Here is a 22,463-nt window from a genome sequence, read left to right on the forward strand (position 1 = left end):
ATTATGGTGATGCTGTTGTTGGCAACATTGCTGAATTATTGGCAGGTAAATTATTTGGGCTTGGAAATAAATGTTTTTCAAGTTGCGGCAGCATAAGTTCCATATTTTTGCCGAGCGACCACTGTGGTTCAGATGGCTCAAAACCTTGTGCTGTTTCCCATCGTGACACTGTTGCTTTGGCATCGCCAAAGGCATCTTTTAGAGAACTTTTTTCACGCATCGCCTGATCAAAGAACGCCCGACCAAAATAGGTATAATCAGCTTCATTGTTACAACCAAACGATGAACGATCTGCTGCAGAAGCGGTAATCACCAAGGTGTTTTCCGACTGTAAAGCTGGTACAAAACTGCCCGAATAACAGGATGAAACCACAATAACGCGCCAGCGAATACCTGACTTGTCAAGCGCTTCACGTAACCATTTCGGGTCGATCTGTTTGAGATCAATCGGAGCATTTTCCAGTTCAAAATGGTTTGGCTCACCATGCGATGCCATATATAAAAACAGCACATCGCTTTCTTTGTTCATTTGCCGACCAATACGGTTCAATGCCTGTTGAATACTGGTGCGTGATGCAATCGGCAATGTAGTTCGAGTATTAGGATCATTGACCAGTTCCACTGAACGTCCAAACGTTCCAAAGCGGGTATCAAACTGCGATTTAATTCGTTGAATCTCCGAACTAAACACCGAGTCATAACTGTCACCTGCAACGCCTAAAAAGTACCAGTGCGTTTGTGAAAAATCCCCAAACTGCACTTGCTCCAAAACTTTGTTGAGCAAATTACCTTGAGCATATAAAGCATCTTCTGACAATGTTGGCTGTGCATCATCAACTTTCCAGATCGGTTGTTCTTTGACCGACATTTGCCATACCACAAGGGTACAAATAGTAGCGAACATGATTAAACCACGTTCCCACCACGGCCATTTTAACTGACGGGAAAAGACCCAAATCACCGCCAGACTCTGCCATACAAACAAAATCAAGAACAAATTTGGCAAAGTGTTATAAATGCGGTCAGGTAAAAAATCTAAGTAGCCCTGATCACCCAGATATTGTAAGAAACACTGAATCAGCAAAATACTGGCATCAAGTACTAACCACAACAAAGCTGGCACCAACATCAAGCGTGGGTTATTAGTCCGTTGTGATAGAAAAATTCCGACAATCAAGGCAATAAACGGCCAAAGCGCATAACTGACCAAACCTTGGGAATTAAAATGCCCTGCCTGTCCTGCTACCATCCAGCTAAACAGCGTATTAACCCCAGCCGCAATTGCCCCCCAAAAAATCAACTGAAAAATGGAAGGATGAACAATTTCTAAAGAACGGCGAGAACCGAGGAACAACCATAAACCGGCGATTTGGTTACTTTTAAGATCATGCCAAAAGTTGATGGAAGGTTTCAGGTCTATCATAAAATTCTGCTGGTCAGCGGTGGATTTATTTATGCACCCCTTAGTTTATGCCTGCATTTTTTTTTATCAATGTGATTTTGAATGAATTAACAAAACTTTGCTATTTTCTAAACTGTTGGTCATCAACACATTAAGGACGAAAATAACCATCAAAACGGCAGGCATCGCCAAGCCACTGGTGCTGAGGAACTTGGTTATCTAAATATACGGCATGACGTGGGCGTTTGACGATGACTCTTTGTGCCAGTTGTCGCGCCAGTACCAACAAATTTTCACCTAAATCCATTTCACCATCTTCAGGCAGCAGCAAGTGCAATAATTGCATTTGTTTTTTGACTTGTGCCTGTTTTTTAAGGGCTTGCTGGTTTTGGTCACGCTGAGGAAACATCGGATCCAGATAAATCACATCAACCTGTTGCCCTGCTTGAATACGCTGTTCAAGATACTGAGCAGAATCAGCATGTACCAGTTGAATATTGGCCACTACTGACGCTAAAAATGCATCCTGCTGCGCGGCTTGATGTGCAGCTTCGAGTAAGCTATATAAAATCGGATGACGTTCAATCAGGGTAATTTTTGCCCCAAGTCTTGCCATGAGCAAACTGTCATGCCCCAGACCTGCGGTCGCATCAATCAAATTCGGCTGTTCATTGACCTGACAGGCACGCGCCAGCATTTCCGATTTCATACCTGCACGCTTTAAACGTGGAATTTCAGCTTGCCAATCAGGTTGCATTTTCATGCCATTCGCCGCAAGACTTAAGCCCTCTTGATCGAGGGTCAGCACCAACTCAGGATGCAAGCGTAGAAATTTGGCATTAATTTTTTCTACCACCTGCCCCGTCAGCTCAACATTTAACTCAACTAAACGAGCTTGAAGCACAGCAAACTGCGCTTCAAATTCAGGGCTATACCAACAATCAAACTGCATTACCAATGTACCCAGCCTGTGCCCCAAGTCAGTAAAATAAATAAGCCAAAAATAATACGATAATAAGCAAAAGCACTAAAGTCATGCTTAGAGACATAACGAATCAAAGCACGAATCACCACAAGCGCTGAAATAAAGGCAATCACAATCCCCATGCCTAAAATTTCCATGTCTTGAGTATGTAATTCATGACGCATTTTATACATGTCGAGTAGACCTGCGCCCATCAGTACAGGAATCCCCAAGAAGAAAGAAAACTCGGCAGCAGCTTTACGTGATACGCCCATAAATAGCGAACCAATGATGGTCGAGCCTGAACGTGAAGTTCCTGGAATCAACGCCAAGCATTGAATCAAACCAATAAATACGGCTTGCTTAAAGCTGATATCATCGACCTCTTGGCAAGCAATAATATGTTGACGGCGTTCGGCCCATAAAATAATAAGACCACCCACGATCAGTGCTAATGCTACCGTCACAGCATTAAATAAATACGCTTTAACCGTTTCACCAATCGTTAAGCCAATCAGCATAATCGGAATCGTCGCCACGATGAGGTTGAGACTTAAACGGCGACCTTCAGGGTCTCCTGTCAGTGCCCCAATCAACGCACCCCACAATTTACCCCAATATTGATAAATAACAGCAGCAATCGCCCCGATCTGCACTGAGACTGCAAACATCTCACGTTTTTCCAGGGTCCAGAAGTCAAGCAACTGTCCTGTCAGAATCAAATGTCCAGTACTGGAAATGGGCAGGAATTCGGTAATCCCCTCAACCAAGCCCATAATTGCAGCTTTTAAAAGCAGTATAAGATCCATGTTTTGTCCTAGTTAAGGTTTACCTTGCTCTGGAATCTTTTTCCAGGCATTGTCACGTAAATACACAGGCAGTGCATACTCGGCGCTCACCCAGTGTTGTTGTTGTGCTTGAGGTATGGCGATTGTGGCGATATCTTGTGCGTTTGGGCAAAGTGTATTGTATTGGCTTGCAACATCTAAAAGATGACTACCAGAGCCAACCAGCGTAAAACACTGAGCTTGAACGGCAGTTGCATAATCAAGTAACTGTTCTTGATCAACAGCTTGCATAATATTTTCTGCATCCAGTTGAAAACTAGCAATGTAGACTTCTTTCATACGTGCATCTAAAACCGCAGTCACCTCACGCAACCCATGTACTCGATAAGCTGCCTGAGCCAAGGCTTGCAAAGTCGATACAGCAATGACAGGAAGATCATTTGCCCATGCCAGCGCTTGTGTCACTGCTGCATTAATTCGCACGCCACTAAATGAGCCTGGCCCACGACTAAATGCAATCACATCGAGTTGTGACGTTGTTAAGCCCTGTTGGCTCAAACCTTGTTCAATCATCGGGAGCAAAGTTTGCGTTTGTGCTTTGGCTTGTTCATTCAGTGCAAAATAAATAGAATGTGAATCTTCGACCAGACAAACTGAACAGTGTTCATTTGCCGTTTCGAGTGCTAGCAGTTTCATGCATGCCCTACATTACAAAATACAAAACGCACGTATGATACTCTAGTCGTCCATACTTCGCGAATATAAAAATACCCAGTACAAACTTAGTATCTTTTTATGATTTGCAGCTTAAGCTTGCTTTATTTAATCCTGATGAAACCAATACGGCTCTAGGTTCAAATACTTTTTAAAATGTTCAGCATAATGCAAAGCGCTTTGTTTGAGTTTTTCTTCACCTTCGGCATCAACAGTTTTCACTACTTTTCCAGGTGAACCCATCACTACAGAATTATCTGGAATAACTTTACCTTCAGGAATTAAAGCATTCGCACCAATAATACAGTTTTTACCAATCACAGCATGATTCAAAATCACGGCATTTATGCCAATTAAGGTGTTATCGCCAATGCTACAACCATGCAGCATAGCTTTATGTCCAATCGTGACATATTTGCCAATGGTTAAATCAATTCCTGCATCGGTATGCAGCACTGCATTGTCCTGCACATTACTAAAATCGCCAATCCGGATGGGGTTATTGTCACCCCGAATCACAGCACCAAACCAGATGCTGACCTGGCGCCCCAATTCAACCCGACCAATCACGGTTGCGCTTTCTGCAATCCAGCCATTCCACGGTTGCTGTGTAGTTGTTGGCGTATATCCCTGAAACTTATACATCATAATTCTGATTTCCTTATTGTTGTGACCTTAAAGTTTGTCACTTTGTCGTTTCGTGTAAATCGACTGAAAGTGGCGCCATGTTCAGCAAAAATGGCCATTCCTTATCGTACTTTAAACCATATTTGAATAGACTCACCAACATCCGTGCGGTAAGCCCCCAAACAATCTCTTCTTCAACATGCATACTCGGAAAATATAAAGTTTGCTGCTGATACTGTACTGCATGTGGTTGAGTTGGTGTTTCCATCAACTCTCGCAATGAGGCGAAAAAAATTCGATCAATTTCAGTAGGCTGTGCCACCAGTTCAATCTGGGCAGGAATGAGCCCCACCACAGGTTTAACCGTTAGACCACTTTTGGATTGCTGCATCGGCAAATCACCGATTAACTCAACATCATAAGGATTTAATGCCGTTTCCTCATGTGCTTCACGCAGTGCAACCGCAATATTGCTACTGTCTTCAGGATCGCGTTTTCCACCAGGAAAAGATACTTCCCCTGCATGTTGATTCAGATGTTTAGAGCGACGAGTCAGCAGAACTTTAGGATCATCTTCTTTGGTAATGGCGATCAGTACTGCTGCCTGCGCAGACTCTATATGTCGAGCAAAACGTAACTGTTGCTGTAAATGATCAATCAATGTTTTTGTACTCATCTCACCACCTATTTTTTGCTGTTCACTATTCAACGCTCATGCAAATGATGCGAAAGCTCAATTTTTCAGTTATGCTGAACCATCTCTTTTTTCACCGATCATTCATTATGAACTGCTGCGTAAAATGTGGACACCCTACAGCCGACCAAATCCCCTTGGGCGATAGTAAATTCCGTCAAGTCTGTACACATTGTGGCAATATTCATTATGAAAACCCAAAGGTTATTTGTGGTGCTTTAGTGACTTGGCAGGACAAAGTCTTACTGTGTCGCCGTGCGATTGAACCACGTTATGGCTTGTGGACATTGCCTGCAGGTTACATGGAACTGTTTGAAACCATGGAACAAGGTGCTGCACGCGAAACCTTTGAAGAAGCTGAAGCCGAAATTGACATTGAAAAACTGTACTGCATGTACAACATTCCACGAATTGGACAAATTTATGTGCTGTTTAAAGCCGCGCTAAAAGATGGGAAATTTGGTGCAGGGCCTGAAACCATCGAATGCCGCCTGTTTGCTGAAAATGAGATTCCTTGGGACGATTTAGCCTTCCCAAGCGTACAACACACCTTGCAACATTATTTTGCTGATCGTAAATCTGACCAGTTTCCAATGCATATGGAAACCATTGGTACACGTATTGATGAAACAGGCTAAAATCAGTTACCTCATTATGCCTAGCCCCGACTAGGCATTGATTATCTGCGTTAATTGCTTCACTATTTGCCTTTCTTTTTTGCAACCTATTGTTATATGTCCAGTTGCTATTCCCTGCAAAAAGCACTATCACAATTTGACTTTTCCACAGCCGATCTATTGCTGCGTTTACAACAGCTCACAGGTTTGATTTATCTGAATGATGATGATCATCCTGTGATTGCATTTTTGCCGCAACAGTACCAGTTGATTCAACATCAACACACCCAGCATTTTGTGCGCGATACCCAATTGGGTTATGAAGCTCAAGCGCAACATTTGTCACTTGAAGACTGGATTCATTGTCAGCCCAATCCAGTACAGTCAACTGCAACTCAGTTCCAAGGGGGGTGGATGGGCTTTGTCGGTTACGACTATGCAGCTCGTCAAGATGTTGAAGCCCCGTTACATGGCCAGCCTGCGTTGTATTTAGGGCAATATTTGTCTTTTCTGAAATACGAAAATGCACAAGGCTGGGTGTTTTATAGTTTAGAAAATCCTGAAATCGCTGAGCAAATTTTCCAAAAAATACATAACTTACTCAGTCTAGATACGCTCCAAGCAGGATTTCAACTGACACAAACCTGTCAGGCATGCTGGTCGAAAACCAAATATTTTCAAGAATTTGAACGCATTATTAACTATATTCGTGCGGGTGACTGTTATCAGATTAATCTAACCCAGCAATTTATTGGGCAGGCACAAGGTTTACTGCTTGAAACTGCTGAGCAGTTTTGGCAACTGACCAATGCACCTTATGCAGGTTATTTGAAAATTGGCGAATTTGAATTGCTCAGTTGTTCGCCTGAGCTGTTTATTGATTTTCAGGTACAGCAACAGATTGTTACTCGTCCAATCAAAGGCACCATGCCTCGTTATGCTGACCCTATGCTAGATGCTGAATCTAAGCAGCGCTTGAGCCAGTCTGAAAAAGATCAGGCAGAAAACCTGATGATTGTGGATTTGCTGCGTAATGACCTAAGTGTCTATGCTGAAATTGGTACGGTCAAAACCAACAAACTGTTTGAAATTGAAAGCTTTGAACAAGTACATCATATGGTCAGCGAGATTCAGGCAAATTTGAAATCTGAAATTCAGCCCATGCAAATGCTGCTCAAAGCCCTGCCAGGCGGTTCAATTACAGGCGCGCCGAAAATTCGCGCTATGCAAATTATTGCCGAACTAGAGCAGCAACCACGTGGCGCCTATTGTGGTTCGTTGGGTTACTTTAACCAGGATGGTACAGGACGCTGGAATATTCTGATTCGTTCAGTGCAAAAGTATCAGCAAGAAGTGTCAATGTGGGCAGGTGGTGGCATTACCATTGCTTCCCAAGCTGAAGCAGAATATCAGGAATGTTTTGACAAAATTTCTGCCATGCTGAATTTACTCAATACGTGGAAAAGTTAAACCTGTCTTGAGGTTTAACCCATAAAAAACTCGCAGCCGAAACTGCGAGTTTTTTATGAATAGAATTAGACTTTTCTCATCATGATTTACACCCTCTTTGCCTTTCTCCCTGAGCTGAATTGAAATATATTTCAATTCAGTGCAAGAGAAACACAATAGATGGATGGAAAAGTCTATTACAAAATCTGATTTTTCAAGGTATCAACCAAACGCTGATTTTGTTCAGTCGTGCCAACCGTAATACGCAAGTATTGGTTAATCCGTGGTTTATTGAAGTAACGTACAATAATGCCTTGCGCTCGTAACTCAGCCGCCAACTCGCCTGCATCACGCTCAGGGTGTGTTGCAAAAATAAAGTTGGCTTTCGATGGCAATACATTAAAACCAAGATTAGTCAAATCTGCAACCAACTGCTCACGGCAATCAATCACTTTTTGGCAGTGTTCGGCAAAGTAAGCTTGATCTTCAAACGATGCAACCGCTGCCGCAATCGCAAAACGGTCAATCGGATACGAGTTAAAGCTGTTTTTGACTGCTTCGAGTGCCGCAATCAAATGTGGTTGTGCAATCGCAAACCCAACCCGTAAACCTGCAAGAGAACGCGACTTTGAGGTCGTTTGACACACCACCAGATTTTCGTATTTGTTGACCAATGCCACCGCAGACTCTGCACCAAAGTCCACATAAGCTTCGTCTATCACCACAACACGGTCAGGATTGCCTTGCAATAACTGTTCGATTTTATCGAGTGATAAGGCAATACTGGTCGGTGCATTTGGATTGGCAATAATAATCCCGCCATTTGTCTGCTGATAATCAGCAACCTCCACTTCAAACTGCTCATTTAATGGTACAGTTTTCGTGTTTACACCAAAGAACTGGCTATACACGGGGTAAAAACTATAAGAAATATCAGGCGATAAAATTGGCTGATCCTGCAGAAAAAACGCCTTAAAAATATGCGCCAAAACTTCATCAGAACCATTACCCACAAAAACCTGTGAAGTATCGACATGCTGCTGTGTTGCAATGGCTTGCTTTAAAGCGCTTGCATCAGGGTCTGGGTACAGACGTAACGCATCTGCCCCTTCTGCCAAAACTGCTTGTACTGCAGCTACAACTTTTGGTGATGGTGGATATGGGTTTTCATTAGTATTCAGTTTTAATAAATTTTGAATTTTCGGCTGTTCGCCTGGAACATAAGGCTCAAGCTCGCGAACTTCTGGACTCCAGAAGCGCATTTGCTGATTTGAAATATTCATAGTGCAATCTCAAAAAAGGGCTGAAAAAGAACAGCCCTCAATACATATTTAGATGGTTAAGCAGGCTGATAACGGTAACGTGCAGAACGTGCGTGCGCATCCAAGTTTTCTTCTTGCGCCAAAATATCTGCCGTTTTCGCCAGTGTTTTTACACCCTGCTCAGAACACATAATCAAACTTGAGCGTTTTTGGAAATCATAAACACCCAGCGGTGATGAGAAACGCGCTGTCCCTGAAGTTGGCAAAACGTGGTTTGGCCCTGCACAGTAATCCCCAATCGCTTCAGGCGTAAAACGTCCCATAAAGATCGCACCCGCATGACGAATGTCTTGGCTCATGGCTTCTGCATCATCCAGACAAAGCTCCAAATGCTCAGGTGCAACCTGATTAATCAGTTCAACTGCTTCTGCGCGATCCTTGACCAACACCAATGCACCACGGTTGGCAATTGAAGTGCGGGCAATCTCTGCTTTTGGCAACGCAGCTAAATGCTCTTCAATCGCTTCAGCCACTTCGTTTAAAAAATCTTCATCTGGCGTAATTAAAATAGCTTGCGCAACAGTGTCATGTTCTGCCTGTGATAACACATCCATCGCGATCCATTTGGCATTGTTTTGACCTTCGGCATACACCAAAATTTCAGAAGGCCCTGCAATCATGTCAATACCAACCTGACCAAACACCGCACGTTTTGCCGCAGCAACGAAACGGTTACCCGGCCCAGTGATTTTATCGACACGAGGAATGGTTTCTGTACCGTATGCCAATGCTGCAACAGCTTGTGCACCACCAATGGTAAACACGCGATGTACCCCTGCCAAATAGGCAGCAGCCAACACTAGCGGATTCAATTCACCATTGGGTGCAGGCACTACCATAATAATTTCAGGCACACCCGCAACATGTGCAGGCACTGCATTCATCAGCACTGAAGATGGATAAGACGCCAAACCACCTGGCACATAAATCCCAACGCGGTCTAATGGGGTGACTTTCTGACCCAAAGTATTACCCAAATCGTCCACATAACTCCAGCCATCTTGCTTTTGTGCCTGATGGAAAGAACGAATACGATTGGCTGCCAACTCTAGCGCTTCACGCACTTCTGCGTTTAAACCCTCAAATGCAGCTTTAAGCTGAGCTTGAGACAATTCAAGATCTGAAAATTGATGCGCTGGATGTCGATCGAACTGCTGAGTTAATTTAAGTACATGTGCATCGCCATGTTGGCACACATCGGCAATAATCTGGTCTACAGTTTTGAGCAGTTCTGGATCATTGACTGTTTCAAAAGCCAATAAATCAGCGAAGGCTTGCTTGAAGTCCTGCGCTTGAGTCGATAAACGTCGCATCAATTTACCCACAAGGTGTTTAAACAAAAATGAGGTTTTAGTTTACCCTGTTTCAGCTGACTTGTGGATAACATCTCGACATCTATCACAAAAGCTTGATGGAAAATTACTTTTATGAAGATAGATAAAAATAAACTGCGATAAAAATTCGTTCCATGATAAGAATCTTCAAGCTCTAAGATTCATCTTATTTTGAGCATAAAAAACCCGCCAAAATTTGGCGGGTTTTTCATTCACAAGCAATTATTTTTGCTTTTGACGCTCATTCACGGCAATTTCAAGCTGCGAAATAATTGGATTCAACAAGGCTTGTTTACGTTTAAAGCTGGCTTTGTTAACAATCAAGCGAGAAGATACTTTACAGATTTCTTCAAGTGGCTCTAAACCATTGGCACGCAAAGTATTTCCAGTATCAACCACGTCCACAATATAATCACCCAAACCAACCAATGGTGCTAATTCCATAGAACCATACAGTTTGATCACGTCGACTTGCTCGCCCAAGCTTGCATAGTATTGACGAGTCAAATTGACATATTTGGTGGCAATTTTTAAACGACCTTGTGGGTGAACCATTCCAACTTTGGCAGCAGTCATTAAACGGCAATTGGCAATCTTCAAGTCCAATGGTTCATAGACATTTTGTGCGCCATGTTCCATCAACACGTCTTTACCTGCAACACCCAAATCTGCCGCACCATTTTCCACATAAGTTGGCACATCTGAAGCACGTAAAATCAAAATACGAACCAGTTTATGCGTCGTCGGGAAAATCAATTTGCGTGATTTTTCTGGGTCTTCAAGCAGATTAATGCCTGCGGTTTCCAGTAAAGGTAAAGTTTCTTTTAAAATTCGACCTTTACTGAGTGCTAAAGTTAAACCATGATCAAAATTACCCATGACGTTAAAATTTGGATCATCGTTTCTAAACTCGTTCATTTCTTATCCACTTACTCGTTTAATTTTTGCGCCAATACCTTGCAGTTTCGCTTCAATATGCTCATAACCACGATCGATATGGTAAATACGATCAATCAGGGTTTCACCTTCTGCGGCAAGCGCTGCCAACACCAGTGAAAATGACGCGCGTAAATCAGTTGCCATTACAGGTGCAGCAGAAAGTTTCTCAACCCCTGTCACCACCGCATCATTGCCTTCGACCTGAATATTAGCCCCCATACGTGACAATTCAGGAACATGCATAAAACGGTTTTCAAAAATAGTTTCTGAAATCGTTGCAAAACCACGACCAATTGCATTGACTGCCATGATCTGAGCTTGCATGTCAGTTGGAAAGTCGGGGTGCGGCAACGTACGAAAGCTAACTGCTTTAGGACGTTTACCTTGCATGTCCAGCTCAATCCAGTCATCACCACGTGTGACTTCTGCGCCCATTTCTTCAAACTTATCCAGCACACATTCAAGCAATGCAGGATCGGTATGTGTCGTTCTGACGCGTCCACCTGTAATCGCAGCCGCAGCCAAGTATGAACCTGTTTCAATACGGTCAGCCACCACAGCATAGTCACAGCCATGTAAACTCTCAACACCTGTCACAACTAAGGTATCGGTGTCTAGACCTTCGATTTTAGCGCCCATTTTAATCAACATGTTTGCTAAATCGGTAATTTCAGGCTCACGTGCAGCATTGCGAATAGTTGTCACACCATCAGCCAGTGCGGCGGCCATCAAAATGTTTTCCGTACCACCAACAGTAACCACATCAAAGATGACTTCACCACCTTTTAGGCGTCCGTCAACTTTGGCATGTACATAACCATTCTCAACTTCGATATGTGCGCCCAAAGCTTCAAGTGCTTTTAAATGTTGATCCACAGGACGTGAACCAATGGCGCAACCACCTGGTAAAGATACTTTCGCTTCACCATAACGTGCAACCAATGGGCCAAGTACCAAAATCGACGCACGCATGGTTTTAACCAAATCATACGGTGCAAACTGGTTATTGAGTGTTGAAGTATCGGCTGTAACTGTATCACCAGCATATTCAATGGCAACACCTAAGCCTGCAATCAGCTTCACTAATGTATTGACATCGCGTAAGTTTGGCATGTTAGAAATGCGAATCGGTGAATCGGCTAAAATGGTAGCAGCCAATAGCGGTAATGCCGCATTTTTTGCCCCAGAAATCCGTACTTCACCTTCTAGCTTTTGACCACCTTGGATCAGAAATTTATCCATAAATCCTTAAGCTCCAAACAAGCTAGCTTTGCGCCATTCTTCTTTTGTCATTGCGCGAATCGTCACGGCATGCACTTCGCCACTGGCAATGTAATCATTCAATGGTGCATAAACGGCTTGTTGACGAGCAACTGGACGTTTACCTTCAAACTGATCATCGACAATACGTAGGTCAAACTTTCCCGCTTGTCCACTCACAACAACTTCCGCATGTGTAAAAGTTGCTTTCAAAATTTCAGTGAGCTGTTCACTATTCATGGTTAAAAGACCTCGTGTAAGACCTACGTTGTAAAAGCTGGTTATTTTACTATATCTGCAAAAAATTATTCATTAGGCAATCGTAAAATTGCCATAAAAAAAGAGGTTTATAAAAAACCTCTTTCCCTTAAGTTAAAAATTAAACTGGAACAATAACTTGTGGAAAAATCGTTTGCATTTTACGATGTTTTTCCAGTTGTTTTTTCATTTTCTCAGTTAATTTATGAATGGAGGTATACATATCATCAGCACACGCTTGTGCAAAAAATTCCACACCAGGTAAACGAACAATCGCTTCAGCAATATGATTAGCACTGCCTTTACGAGAGCGTTTATCAAGTTGATGATCTCTGGAGAGTTTCACCTGCATACTATTGACCTGATCGAGATGTTTGGTCATCTGATCAAACTTGGTGCGAATGTTTTCTTCTATCGCAGGTGTAATTGTTAAATGATGTCCACGAATTGTTAATTGCATACCACTATCCCTCATTCATGTTCAGGATAAAGATCGTCACGGCTCATGATGAATGTAATCTCAGTTTATTTGACTATCATTCGATCATCTTGAGCCACTCCAAGAAAACAGATTCATCATGTTGTCATAATGAATCTTTAGAATTAACAAATTCACCTACTCAAATCAATACTTTTCTGTCAGAAGATGACGGAATGTTGAGTGATTCACGATATTTGGCAACAGTACGACGTGCCACATCAATTCCATCTTCTTTCAATAAATTCGCAATTGCATTATCAGACAATGGCTTACGTGAGTTTTCTGCCGAAATCATTTTTTTAATCATGGCACGAATTGCTGTTGACGAACATTCACCACCTGTCGTTGTGCCCACATGACTTGAAAAGAAATATTTCAACTCAAACAAACCACGTGGCGTCAAAATATATTTATTGGTTGTCACTCGTGACACAGTAGACTCATGTAGCTCAACTTCCTCCGCAACATCGCGCAGTACCAATGGCTTCATGGCTTCTGGCCCCTGCTCCAAAAATGCTTTCTGATGCCTCACAATACAACTTGCTACTTTCAGCAAAGTTTTATGACGCTCATCAATACTCTTAATAAAATTTTTGGCTTCTAGCATCTGGTTACGCAAATACTGATTATCCGAGCTTTGATCAGCGCGGCGAATCATACTTGAGTAAAACGAGTTAATACGCAATTTAGGCATTACATCTGGATTAAGCTGAACTTGCCAGTGATCTTGTTTTTTCATCACCACTACATCGGGAATCTGATATTCCGACTCTAGCAAATCAAAATCACTACCTGGATACGGTTTTAAAGTTTTAACCAAATTAATGGCAGCTTTTAATTGCTCTGTATTTAATCCAGTTTGTTTCATCAGTTTGTTAATGTCATTTGCAACCAGTAATGGATAATACTCAAGCATTTTTAAAGCTTCATACCGTGAAGCTGTTGTTGATGGAAGATATTCCAACTGGATTTTCAGGCATTCTGCCAAATTTCGTGATCCGATTCCAATCGGATCAAGGTGTTGCAAATGTTTTAAAACGACTAAAACTTCTTCATTTTCAATGATATCATCATAGCCTAATTCTTGTAATAAATGCTGTGCTGATGCTGTAATTTCTTCAATCTCAGCATCTAAAAAGCCTTTTTCATCTAATGAGTCGATAATACAATAAGCAATCAATTGATCAATTTTAGAGAAATGCAATAAATTGACCTGATTATGCATGTGCTCTTGTAAGCTCAAATGACTGTGGCGATTATCTTCGCGCTCTTCAAATTCTGCTGCACCTAATGCTGTCGATTGATGGGTATATACTTCGTCCCAGTCGGTATCAACAGGTAAATCATCAGGTAAATAATCGGCATTTAACTCTTGGGTTAAATCCTTATTTTCATACTCATGCTCTGCCTCATTATTACTATCGGCATCCGCACTCGACAATTCTTCAACTTTTTCAAGTAATGGGTTACTTTCTAACTGAATTTGAATTTCTTGTTCTAATTCAAGGCTAGAAAGCTGTAAAAGTCGGATAGCCTGCTGCAATTGTGGCGTGAGCGACAATGAGTTGGCAATTTTTAATCCTACAGACAACTTCATAAAGATTTCTATCCCAAGAGACCCAAGCAATTTTTATGCCGTTCTTATGGTTATAGCATATAGTTAATAAAAAACATACAAGAAAACGTAAATTATGCCTGATTCAGGGAAGATAAATATTCACTTTTGCTGATTTAAAAATATACTTAGGGCATCGAAAATTGTACACAAAACCCCAACCATTTGAATTGATATAAAAGAGTTATCAATGCTTGACCTTATAAATTGAAGCAAATTAATATCTTCACATTCTTAATACGCTTAGGATTTGAATTTTGCCGACTCAACAAAAAAAATCTTTTTATTTCAATAATATTTTACTAATAACATTACTGTCAGCACTAGCAGGCTGCACCACTCTTGGGCCACATAGTGGCTCGGTTGCCTCTCGTTCTCTACGTTTATCTTCAGGGCTGCAAAAAGCCTATACGGTATCGCCATCCAAAGCACAGCGACTATCTCCAATGATTATTGAAAGTGCAGATCAGTACCAAGTCCCACCATTACTGGTTGCTGCACTTATTAAGCAAGAATCTAACTACAATAGTGCAGCGCGCTCAGTCACTGGAGCAGTCGGCCTTACACAAATTATTCCAAGCTATTGGCAAGAAAAATGTGTGGAGGATTTACATAGTGAAGCGACTAATATTCAATGCAGCGCTTATATTCTAAATCACTATCATGAACTGTCAGGAAGTTGGTTCAAAGCCACGGCTTATTATAATGTTGGGCCAGCAGGCTATAAATCCAGCTTTTGGACACGGCATAAAGCCAAAAAGTATGCAAGACAAGTCAGACGATATGAAAACGACTTAAAAGCAGCTTTATAATTTTTTCTTATTAACCCCAAAGCCTAATCAACAAATTAGGCTTGGGATTAAATTTATTTGATTGAGAACGACTTCAAATACGTCACTATTGCCGTATTTCCAGCCATTTCAGCCAATTCTAACGCAGTATATTCAGCTCTGTGGTCAATTCTTGCACCTTTGCTTACTAACAATTTAACCACATCTAAATGATCATTTTCAGCCGCTGCTTGCAGAGCACTATATCCTTCTTCATCAGTTTGATTCGGATCTGAACCATCCAATAATAATTGTTCGACTTGTTCTACATCACCCAAAGATGACCAGTAAACAAGCTCAGGAAGGTGCAGTTCTTCATCATCTTCAGGAATTGGGGAGAATGAATTGAGTTTCATAGGATATAACCGTTTCTTGTTTTGGCTCTCGAACTACAATTAAAACCTAAATTTCATGATGCATCTACATATAAATTTAATGGAAATCTAACACTCGCGTTAACAAGCCACAAAACGGGAAGCATCCTGTTGAACAACTAGTTAGGTCAATACGTAGAAATTTTTCAGAGATTGTCTTCCCAGCCTAGAATAATGAATTCCAATCGAACTCTATAATGAGGCAAGCTCGCATATACTAAGTTATTAATTGTGAGCATAAAGTTAGAAAGGTCAGAGAACTCCTGTATTACGCCCAAACTATTCTCCGACACAATCCAAATTAAAAGAGGAAGCCTAATCAATGTTAGTAGGCAAAAAATAAGAAGGGAGACTTATGCCCAATAGCTTTTGTTGGTGTCGGGGAAATATGCGACCAATAAAACAGATAATGAGTAATCTCTCCAATAGTTGATGTGAACGTTTGGACCGTAGTACGTCAATGCATCACCAACATCTCGAAAGTGACTGGCACCTGTTTTTATTTGTAAGGCTAGGAGTTGCCCTGTCAGTACACCCACCCACTTGCTTTTTAATTTTTTCAGGAATCGGCGCATAAAAAAGCACCCTCAGTCGAATGACTGAGGGTGCTTAGAATAATGAGCTGGCGATGACTTACTCTCACATGGGTAACCCCACACTACCATCAGCGCTAAGAGGTTTCACTTCTGAGTTCGGGAAGGGATCAGGTGGTTCACTCTTGCTATGGTCGCCAGCACAACTGTTTATGGACTTGTTCGGGTTTTATGCTCAGATCGTATGATCTTTTGCTACCGTACTTCGTACCAAATGAGTTATTAACGGATTGGTTAACTGAGTCGTACTTTAAGTTGTTCATTTTAGCTTTTTGCTTAACTTAATCAAGCTGTTTTGCTGTTTTATGAATCGATTGATGCTTTGTATACAACTGTTTGGGTGTTGTATAGTCAAGCCTCACGAGCAATTAGTATTGGTCAGCTTCACATATCACTATGCTTCCACACCCAACCTATCAACGTCCTAGTCTCGAACGGCTCTTTAGAGGAATAAATTCCTAGGGAAATCTTATCTTGAGGTAGGCTTCCCGCTTAGATGCTTTCAGCGGTTATCCCTTCCGAACATAGCTACCCGGCGATGCGACTGGCGTCACAACCGGTACACCAGAGGTTCGTCCACTCTGGTCCTCTCGTACTAGGAGCAGATCCTCTCAAATTTCCAGCGCCCACGGTAGATAGGGACCGAACTGTCTCACGACGTTCTAAACCCAGCTCGCGTACCTCTTTAAATGGCGAACAGCCATACCCTTGGGACCTGCTTCAGCCCCAGGATGAGATGAGCCGACATCGAGGTGCCAAACACCGCCGTCGATATGAACTCTTGGGCGGTATCAGCCTGTTATCCCCAGAGTACCTTTTATCCGTTGAGCGATGGCCCTTCCATACAGAACCACCGGATCACTAAGACCTACTTTCGTACCTGCTCGACTTGTGGGTCTCGCAGTTAAGCGCGCTTTTGCCTTTATACTCTACGCGTGATTTCCGACCACGCTGAGCGCACCTTCGTACTCCTCCGTTACTCTTTAGGAGGAGACCGCCCCAGTCAAACTACCCACCAGACATGGTCCTCGTCCCGGATCACGGGACAGAGTTAGAACCTCAATATTACCAGGGTGGTATTTCAAGGATGGCTCCATTGGAACTGGCGTCCCAACTTCAAAGCCTCCCACCTATCCTACACAAGTAAGATCAAAGTTCAATGTCAAGCTGCAGTAAAGGTTCACGGGGTCTTTCCGTCTAGCCGCGGGTACACCGCATCTTCACGGCGAATTCGATTTCACTGAGCCTCTGCTGGAGACAGCGCCGCCATCATTATGCCATTCGTGCAGGTCGGAACTTACCCGACAAGGAATTTCGCTACCTTAGGACCGTTATAGTTACGGCCGCCGTTTACTGGGGCTTCGATCAAGAGCTTCGCTTACGCTAACCCCATCAATTAACCTTCCAGCACCGGGCAGGCATCACACCCTATACGTCCACTTTCGTGTTTGCAGAGTGCTATGTTTTTAATAAACAGTTGCAGCGGCCTGGTTTCTGTGGCTGCCAATAGCTCATCCCGCAAGGGGAATCACCGTCAGCAGCGTACCTTCTCCCGAAGTTACGGTACCATTTTGCCTAGTTCCTTCAGCAGAGTTCTCTCAAGCGCTTTGGTCTACTCGACCTGACCACCTGTGTCGGTTTAGGGTACGATTCCTGTGTAACTGAAGCTTAGAGACTTTTCTTGGAAGCATGGTATCAGCCACTTCACTGTACAAGTACAGCTTGCTATCGACTCTCAGCATAGAGCACCCCGGATTTGCCTAAGATGCATGCCTACTGTCTTTCACCTGGACAACCAACGCCAGGCTGACCTAACCTTCTCCGTCCTCTCATCGCATTACACAGAAGTATTGGAATATTAACCAATTTCCCATCGACTACGCCTTTCGGCCTCGCCTTAGGGGTCGACTCACCCAGCCCCGATTAACGTTGGACTGGAACCCTTGGTCTTTCAGCGAACGGGTTTTTCACCCGTTTTGTCGTTACTCACGTCAGCATTCGCACTTCTGATACCTCCAGCAGACTTCTCAATCCACCTTCATCGGCTTACAGAACGCTCCCCTACCACTTGACTAATGTCAAATCCGCAGCTTCGGCACATAGTTTTAGCCCCGTTACATCTTCCGCGCAGGCCGACTCGACTAGTGAGCTATTACGCTTTCTTTAAAGGGTGGCTGCTTCTAAGCCAACCTCCTAGCTGTCTATGCCTTCCCACATCGTTTCCCACTTAACTATGATTTTGGGGCCTTAGCTGGCGGTCTGGATTGTTTTCCTCTTGACTACGGACGTTAGCACCCGCAGTCTGTCTCCCGGATAGTACTCATAGGTATTCGGAGTTTGCATCGGTTTGGTAAGTCGGGATGACCCCCTAGCCGAAACAGTGCTCTACCCCCTATGGTATTCGTCCGAGGCGCTACCTAAATAGCTTTCGGGGAGAACCAGCTATCACCGAGTTTGATTAGCCTTTCACCCCTATCCACAAGTCATCCCCCGGCTTTTCAACGACGGTGGGTTCGGTCCTCCAGTTAGTGTTACCCAACCTTCAACCTGCTCATGGATAGATCACCCGGTTTCGGGTCTATACCCAGCGACTAAAACGCCCTATTAAGACTCGATTTCTCTACGGCTCCCCTATTCGGTTAACCTCGCCACTGAATATAAGTCGCTGACCCATTATACAAAAGGTACGCAGTCACACCACGAAGGTGCTCCCACTGCTTGTATGCATGCGGTTTCAGGATCTATTTCACTCCCCTCACAGGGGTTCTTTTCGCCTTTCCCTCACGGTACTGGTTCACTATCGGTCAGTCAGGAGTATTTAGCCTTGGAGGATGGTCCCCCCATATTCAGACAAGGTTTCACGTGCCTCGCCCTACTCGTCATCATTATATGTGCCCTTTCGTGTACGGGACTATCACCCTCTACGGTTGCACTTCCCAGAGCATTCCGCTAAAACACATATAACTTAATGGGCTGATCCCCGTTCGCTCGCCGCTACTGAGGGAATCTCAATTGATTTCTTTTCCTAAGGGTACTGAGATGTTTCACTTCCCCTCGTTCGCCTTGCATGACTATGTATTCATCATGCAATACCTACCTTATGGTAAGTGGGTTTCCCCATTCAGACATCTCCGGATCACAGGATATTTGCCGCCTCCCCGAAGCTTTTCGCAGGCTATCACGTCTTTCATCGCCTCTGACTGCCAAGGCATCCACCACATGCACTTAATTACTTGACTATACAACCCCAAACAGTCGTCATTGCCTACAAGTAGCAACTTCAACATTACAGTTTGACGCACTGTGAATTTAATCACTGTACAGCTTCAATCTAATTCATATACCAAAACGCTTGATTCAGTTAATTTGCTAGTTCTCATTTCAATTCTTAATCAAACTGTAATACTTGCGCATTACTGTCAATCTTGAATTAAATGAGTTGAACAATTTATTTCAGACTCAATTTTACCAATCTGTTAATGAGTTAATGCGTCCTCGTCGGATCACACTAATACCGTGATACTTAAATCACAGAACTTAATAAACTTGCTTTTTTCAGCTCATTCACTAAATTCTGTAATCTTTAGCTCGAATCCTAAACCTCAGAATTCGTGGTGGAGACTAACGGAGTCGAACCGTTGACCTCCTGCGTGCAAAGCAGGCGCTCTACCAACTAAGCTAAGTCCCCAGCTTATCATTTCGATGTGTATATCTAAGTTTCTGTAACCTTGATCTCTCAATCTCAGTTGTAGACTTGGTGGGTCTGACAAGACTTGAACTTGTGACCCCACGCTTATCAAGCGTGTGCTCTAACCAACTGAGCTACAGACCCATTCGATATACCAGAAGAACAACTTGTTGTGGATTCTTACCAATCAATCCGTCTTTTCGTTAAGGAGGTGATCCAGCCGCAGGTTCCCCTACGGCTACCTTGTTACGACTTCACCCCAGTCATCGGCCACACCGTGGTAACCGCCCTCATTGCTGTTAGGCTAGCTACTTCTGGTGCAACAAACTCCCATGGTGTGACGGGCGGTGTGTACAAGGCCCGGGAACGTATTCACCGCGGCATTCTGATCCGCGATTACTAGCGATTCCGACTTCATGGAGTCGAGTTGCAGACTCCAATCCGGACTACGATCGGCTTTTTGAGATTAGCATCCTATCGCTAGGTAGCAACCCTTTGTACCGACCATTGTAGCACGTGTGTAGCCCTGGCCGTAAGGGCCATGATGACTTGACGTCGTCCCCGCCTTCCTCCAGTTTGTCACTGGCAGTATCCTTAAAGTTCCCGACATTACTCGCTGGCAAATAAGGAAAAGGGTTGCGCTCGTTGCGGGACTTAACCCAACATCTCACGACACGAGCTGACGACAGCCATGCAGCACCTGTATCTAGATTCCCGAAGGCACCAATCCATCTCTGGAAAGTTTCTAGTATGTCAAGGCCAGGTAAGGTTCTTCGCGTTGCATCGAATTAAACCACATGCTCCACCGCTTGTGCGGGCCCCCGTCAATTCATTTGAGTTTTAGTCTTGCGACCGTACTCCCCAGGCGGTCTACTTATCGCGTTAGCTGCGCCACTAAGGTCTCAAAGACCCCAACGGCTAGTAGACATCGTTTACGGCATGGACTACCAGGGTATCTAATCCTGTTTGCTCCCCATGCTTTCGTACCTCAGCGTCAGTATTAGGCCAGATGGCTGCCTTCGCCATCGGTATTCCTCCAGATCTCTACGCATTTCACCGCTACACCTGGAATTCTACCATCCTCTCCCATACTCTAGCTAACCAGTATCGAATGCAATTCCCAAGTTAAGCTCGGGGATTTCACATTTGACTTAATTAGCCGCCTACGCACGCTTTACGCCCAGTAAATCCGATTAACGCTTGCACCCTCTGTATTACCGCGGCTGCTGGCACAGAGTTAGCCGGTGCTTATTCTGCGAGTAACGTCCACTTACTTTGGGTATTAACCAAAGAAGCCTCCTCCTCGCTTAAAGTGCTTTACAACCAAAAGGCCTTCTTCACACACGCGGCATGGCTGGATCAGGGTTCCCCCCATTGTCCAATATTCCCCACTGCTGCCTCCCGTAGGAGTCTGGGCCGTGTCTCAGTCCCAGTGTGGCGGATCATCCTCTCAGACCCGCTACAGATCGTCGCCTTGGTAGGCCTTTACCCCACCAACTAGCTAATCCGACTTAGGCTCATCTATTAGCGCAAGGTCAAATGATCCCCTGCTTTCTCCCGTAGGACGTATGCGGTATTAGCGTTCCTTTCGAAACGTTGTCCCCCACTAATAGGCAGATTCCTAAGCATTACTCACCCGTCCGCCGCTAAGCTAAGGTGCAAGCACCTTCGCTCCGCTCGACTTGCATGTGTTAAGCCTGCCGCCAGCGTTCAATCTGAGCCATGATCAAACTCTTCAGTTTAAAATCATTGCACTTTACTAAAAGTGCTAAATCTGGCTCATTAATCTTACTGACTAAAAATTCGCTCAAATAAACTTCGAGAAATTTCTACCAATTCAATCAATGAAATATATATTCGACTGATCAACTGATAAAAATCCACACAAGTTGTTCTTCCAATTCTCTTAATGATCTTCTCAATGATTCGTCATCATCAAGCTAGGTCGGCTATGTTACTCTCTTTCTCAAGAAAGTCAACTGCAATGTTAATTTATTTTAAAACCCACCAATCTACCCAAGAACTCAATTACTTTAACTAAGCCCTTGTTTCTCAACAAGTTTTTATCAACATCACCGCCGATGGATACGCATTATAGACCATAACATAACTAACGCAACCCTTTTTCAACCTAAACAATATCGTCTGTGCTTTTTTTATACTTATAATTTGTCAAGTTATTGTTATTTATGTGTTTTTATTTTTAAATAAAAACGCTCTTTTTTATAAGATAGCTATTATCTTTTTATATCTCAGAATTTAACTAAAATCCCAAAAACATAATAATGATTTTCTTAACACCCCCAAAAGGGATTTATTCAATCAATAATTACATACAACCCACTCAACATAGCTGCAAGCTAAAAATAGCGAATAGCGAATAGCGAATAGCGAATAGCGAATAGCGAATAGCGAATAGCGAATAGCGAATAGCGAATAGCGAATAGCGAATAGCGAATAGCGAATAGCGAATAGCGAATAGCGAATAGCGAATAGCGAATAGCGAATAGCGAA

Annotated in this window: 18 protein-coding genes, 2 tRNA genes and 3 rRNA genes; 3 read left to right on the forward strand and 20 right to left on the reverse strand. The window is 43.2% G+C overall.

All coding sequences use genetic code 11. The features are described from left to right. Window position 1 precedes the first annotated feature (1 nt). The 6 genes from E0H77_RS07540 to E0H77_RS07565 all read right to left on the reverse strand — a co-directional run bounded on the left by E0H77_RS07540 (window position 2) and on the right by E0H77_RS07565 (window position 5,171). A complete protein-coding gene (locus E0H77_RS07540; protein ID WP_131376476.1) occupies window positions 2-1,423 on the reverse strand; it encodes a C13 family peptidase in 1,422 nt (473 codons plus the stop codon). A gap of 130 nt (window positions 1,424-1,553) precedes the next feature. Continuing rightward, window positions 1,554-2,354, reverse strand: a complete 801-nt coding sequence (locus E0H77_RS07545; RefSeq protein ID WP_131376479.1) for a class I SAM-dependent methyltransferase — start codon at window positions 2,352-2,354, stop codon at window positions 1,554-1,556. After that, window positions 2,354-3,175 (reverse strand): undecaprenyl-diphosphate phosphatase, encoded by an 822-nt coding sequence (locus tag E0H77_RS07550; protein WP_131376482.1) that lies wholly within the window; start codon window positions 3,173-3,175, stop codon window positions 2,354-2,356. Before E0H77_RS07550 ends, E0H77_RS07545 begins: the two co-directional genes overlap by 1 nt. A 12-nt stretch (window positions 3,176-3,187) precedes the next feature. Continuing rightward, entirely contained in the window at window positions 3,188-3,850 is a 663-nt protein-coding gene (gene tsaB, locus E0H77_RS07555; protein ID WP_131376484.1) for a tRNA (adenosine(37)-N6)-threonylcarbamoyltransferase complex dimerization subunit type 1 TsaB, read from the reverse strand. A 126-nt stretch (window positions 3,851-3,976) separates the two neighbouring features. Then, window positions 3,977-4,516 carry a gamma carbonic anhydrase family protein gene (locus E0H77_RS07560; protein WP_131376486.1) on the reverse strand — a complete coding sequence of 180 codons (540 nt, stop codon included), beginning with the start codon at window positions 4,514-4,516 and terminating at the stop codon, window positions 3,977-3,979. A 37-nt stretch (window positions 4,517-4,553) separates the two neighbouring features. Further along, window positions 4,554-5,171: a CoA pyrophosphatase gene (locus E0H77_RS07565; RefSeq protein ID WP_131376488.1), complete on the reverse strand. Its 618-nt coding sequence runs from the start codon at window positions 5,169-5,171 to the stop codon at window positions 4,554-4,556. A gap of 107 nt (window positions 5,172-5,278) precedes the next feature. Between E0H77_RS07565 and E0H77_RS07570 the strand changes: the two genes are divergently transcribed. Together E0H77_RS07570 and E0H77_RS07575 are read left to right on the forward strand one after the other, a co-directional pair. Beyond that, complete coding sequence (locus E0H77_RS07570; RefSeq protein WP_131376490.1) at window positions 5,279-5,827, forward strand: NUDIX hydrolase; 549 nt, start codon at window positions 5,279-5,281, stop codon at window positions 5,825-5,827. 96 nt (window positions 5,828-5,923) lie between these two features. Next, window positions 5,924-7,276 (forward strand): anthranilate synthase component I family protein, encoded by a 1,353-nt coding sequence (locus E0H77_RS07575; RefSeq protein WP_131376492.1) that lies wholly within the window; start codon window positions 5,924-5,926, stop codon window positions 7,274-7,276. Window positions 7,277-7,452: 176 nt separating this feature from the next. On the opposite strand, the gene hisC is transcribed toward E0H77_RS07575, so the two are convergent. The 7 genes from hisC to E0H77_RS07610 all read right to left on the reverse strand — a co-directional run bounded on the left by hisC (window position 7,453) and on the right by E0H77_RS07610 (window position 14,446). Then, window positions 7,453-8,538: a histidinol-phosphate transaminase gene (gene hisC, locus E0H77_RS07580; RefSeq protein ID WP_131376495.1), complete on the reverse strand. Its 1,086-nt coding sequence runs from the start codon at window positions 8,536-8,538 to the stop codon at window positions 7,453-7,455. A 56-nt stretch (window positions 8,539-8,594) separates the two neighbouring features. Then, complete coding sequence (gene hisD / locus E0H77_RS07585; protein ID WP_165491505.1) at window positions 8,595-9,902, reverse strand: histidinol dehydrogenase; 1,308 nt, start codon at window positions 9,900-9,902, stop codon at window positions 8,595-8,597. A 231-nt stretch (window positions 9,903-10,133) separates the two neighbouring features. Next, a complete protein-coding gene (hisG, locus tag E0H77_RS07590; RefSeq protein ID WP_004902016.1) occupies window positions 10,134-10,829 on the reverse strand; it encodes an ATP phosphoribosyltransferase in 696 nt (231 codons plus the stop codon). Window positions 10,830-10,832: 3 nt separating this feature from the next. Continuing rightward, entirely contained in the window at window positions 10,833-12,092 is a 1,260-nt protein-coding gene (murA, locus tag E0H77_RS07595; RefSeq protein WP_131376501.1) for a UDP-N-acetylglucosamine 1-carboxyvinyltransferase, read from the reverse strand. Window positions 12,093-12,098: 6 nt separating this feature from the next. Further along, complete coding sequence (gene ibaG / locus E0H77_RS07600; protein WP_131376504.1) at window positions 12,099-12,350, reverse strand: BolA family iron metabolism protein IbaG; 252 nt, start codon at window positions 12,348-12,350, stop codon at window positions 12,099-12,101. 139 nt (window positions 12,351-12,489) lie between these two features. Beyond that, window positions 12,490-12,828, reverse strand: coding sequence for a ribosome hibernation-promoting factor, HPF/YfiA family (hpf, locus tag E0H77_RS07605; RefSeq protein WP_131315187.1), 339 nt, complete (start codon window positions 12,826-12,828; stop codon window positions 12,490-12,492). A gap of 160 nt (window positions 12,829-12,988) precedes the next feature. After that, a complete protein-coding gene (locus E0H77_RS07610) occupies window positions 12,989-14,446 on the reverse strand; it encodes an RNA polymerase factor sigma-54 (RefSeq protein ID WP_131376507.1) in 1,458 nt (485 codons plus the stop codon). Window positions 14,447-14,721: 275 nt separating this feature from the next. Here E0H77_RS07610 and E0H77_RS07615 point away from each other — a divergent pair, with 275 nt between their 5' ends. Continuing rightward, window positions 14,722-15,276: a lytic transglycosylase domain-containing protein gene (locus E0H77_RS07615; protein ID WP_131376510.1), complete on the forward strand. Its 555-nt coding sequence runs from the start codon at window positions 14,722-14,724 to the stop codon at window positions 15,274-15,276. A 53-nt stretch (window positions 15,277-15,329) separates the two neighbouring features. Here E0H77_RS07615 and E0H77_RS07620 read toward each other — a convergent pair whose 3' ends face one another. The 7 genes from E0H77_RS07620 to E0H77_RS07650 all read right to left on the reverse strand — a co-directional run bounded on the left by E0H77_RS07620 (window position 15,330) and on the right by E0H77_RS07650 (window position 21,691). After that, entirely contained in the window at window positions 15,330-15,650 is a 321-nt protein-coding gene (locus tag E0H77_RS07620; RefSeq protein ID WP_131376512.1) for an ankyrin repeat domain-containing protein, read from the reverse strand. 371 nt (window positions 15,651-16,021) lie between these two features. Beyond that, the gene (locus tag E0H77_RS07625; protein ID WP_131376515.1) at window positions 16,022-16,243 is read right to left on the reverse strand and encodes a DUF4365 domain-containing protein; all 222 of its coding nucleotides are present in this window, start codon (window positions 16,241-16,243) and stop codon (window positions 16,022-16,024) included. Window positions 16,244-16,288: 45 nt separating this feature from the next. After that, a 5S ribosomal RNA gene (rrf, locus tag E0H77_RS07630) occupies window positions 16,289-16,403 on the reverse strand. A 205-nt stretch (window positions 16,404-16,608) separates the two neighbouring features. Then, window positions 16,609-19,500: ribosomal RNA gene (locus tag E0H77_RS07635) — 23S ribosomal RNA — on the reverse strand. A 373-nt stretch (window positions 19,501-19,873) separates the two neighbouring features. After that, a tRNA-Ala gene (locus E0H77_RS07640) sits at window positions 19,874-19,949 on the reverse strand. Between the two features lie 67 nt (window positions 19,950-20,016). Continuing rightward, window positions 20,017-20,093, reverse strand: a tRNA-Ile gene (locus E0H77_RS07645). Between the two features lie 60 nt (window positions 20,094-20,153). Then, window positions 20,154-21,691: ribosomal RNA gene (locus tag E0H77_RS07650) — 16S ribosomal RNA — on the reverse strand. Together the 16S, 23S and 5S rRNA genes with 2 tRNA genes alongside form the textbook arrangement of a ribosomal RNA operon. Between the last annotated feature and the right edge of the window lie 772 nt (window positions 21,692-22,463).

Source organism: Acinetobacter brisouioides (assembly GCF_004331075.1).
Lineage (GTDB): Bacteria > Pseudomonadota > Gammaproteobacteria > Pseudomonadales > Moraxellaceae > Acinetobacter.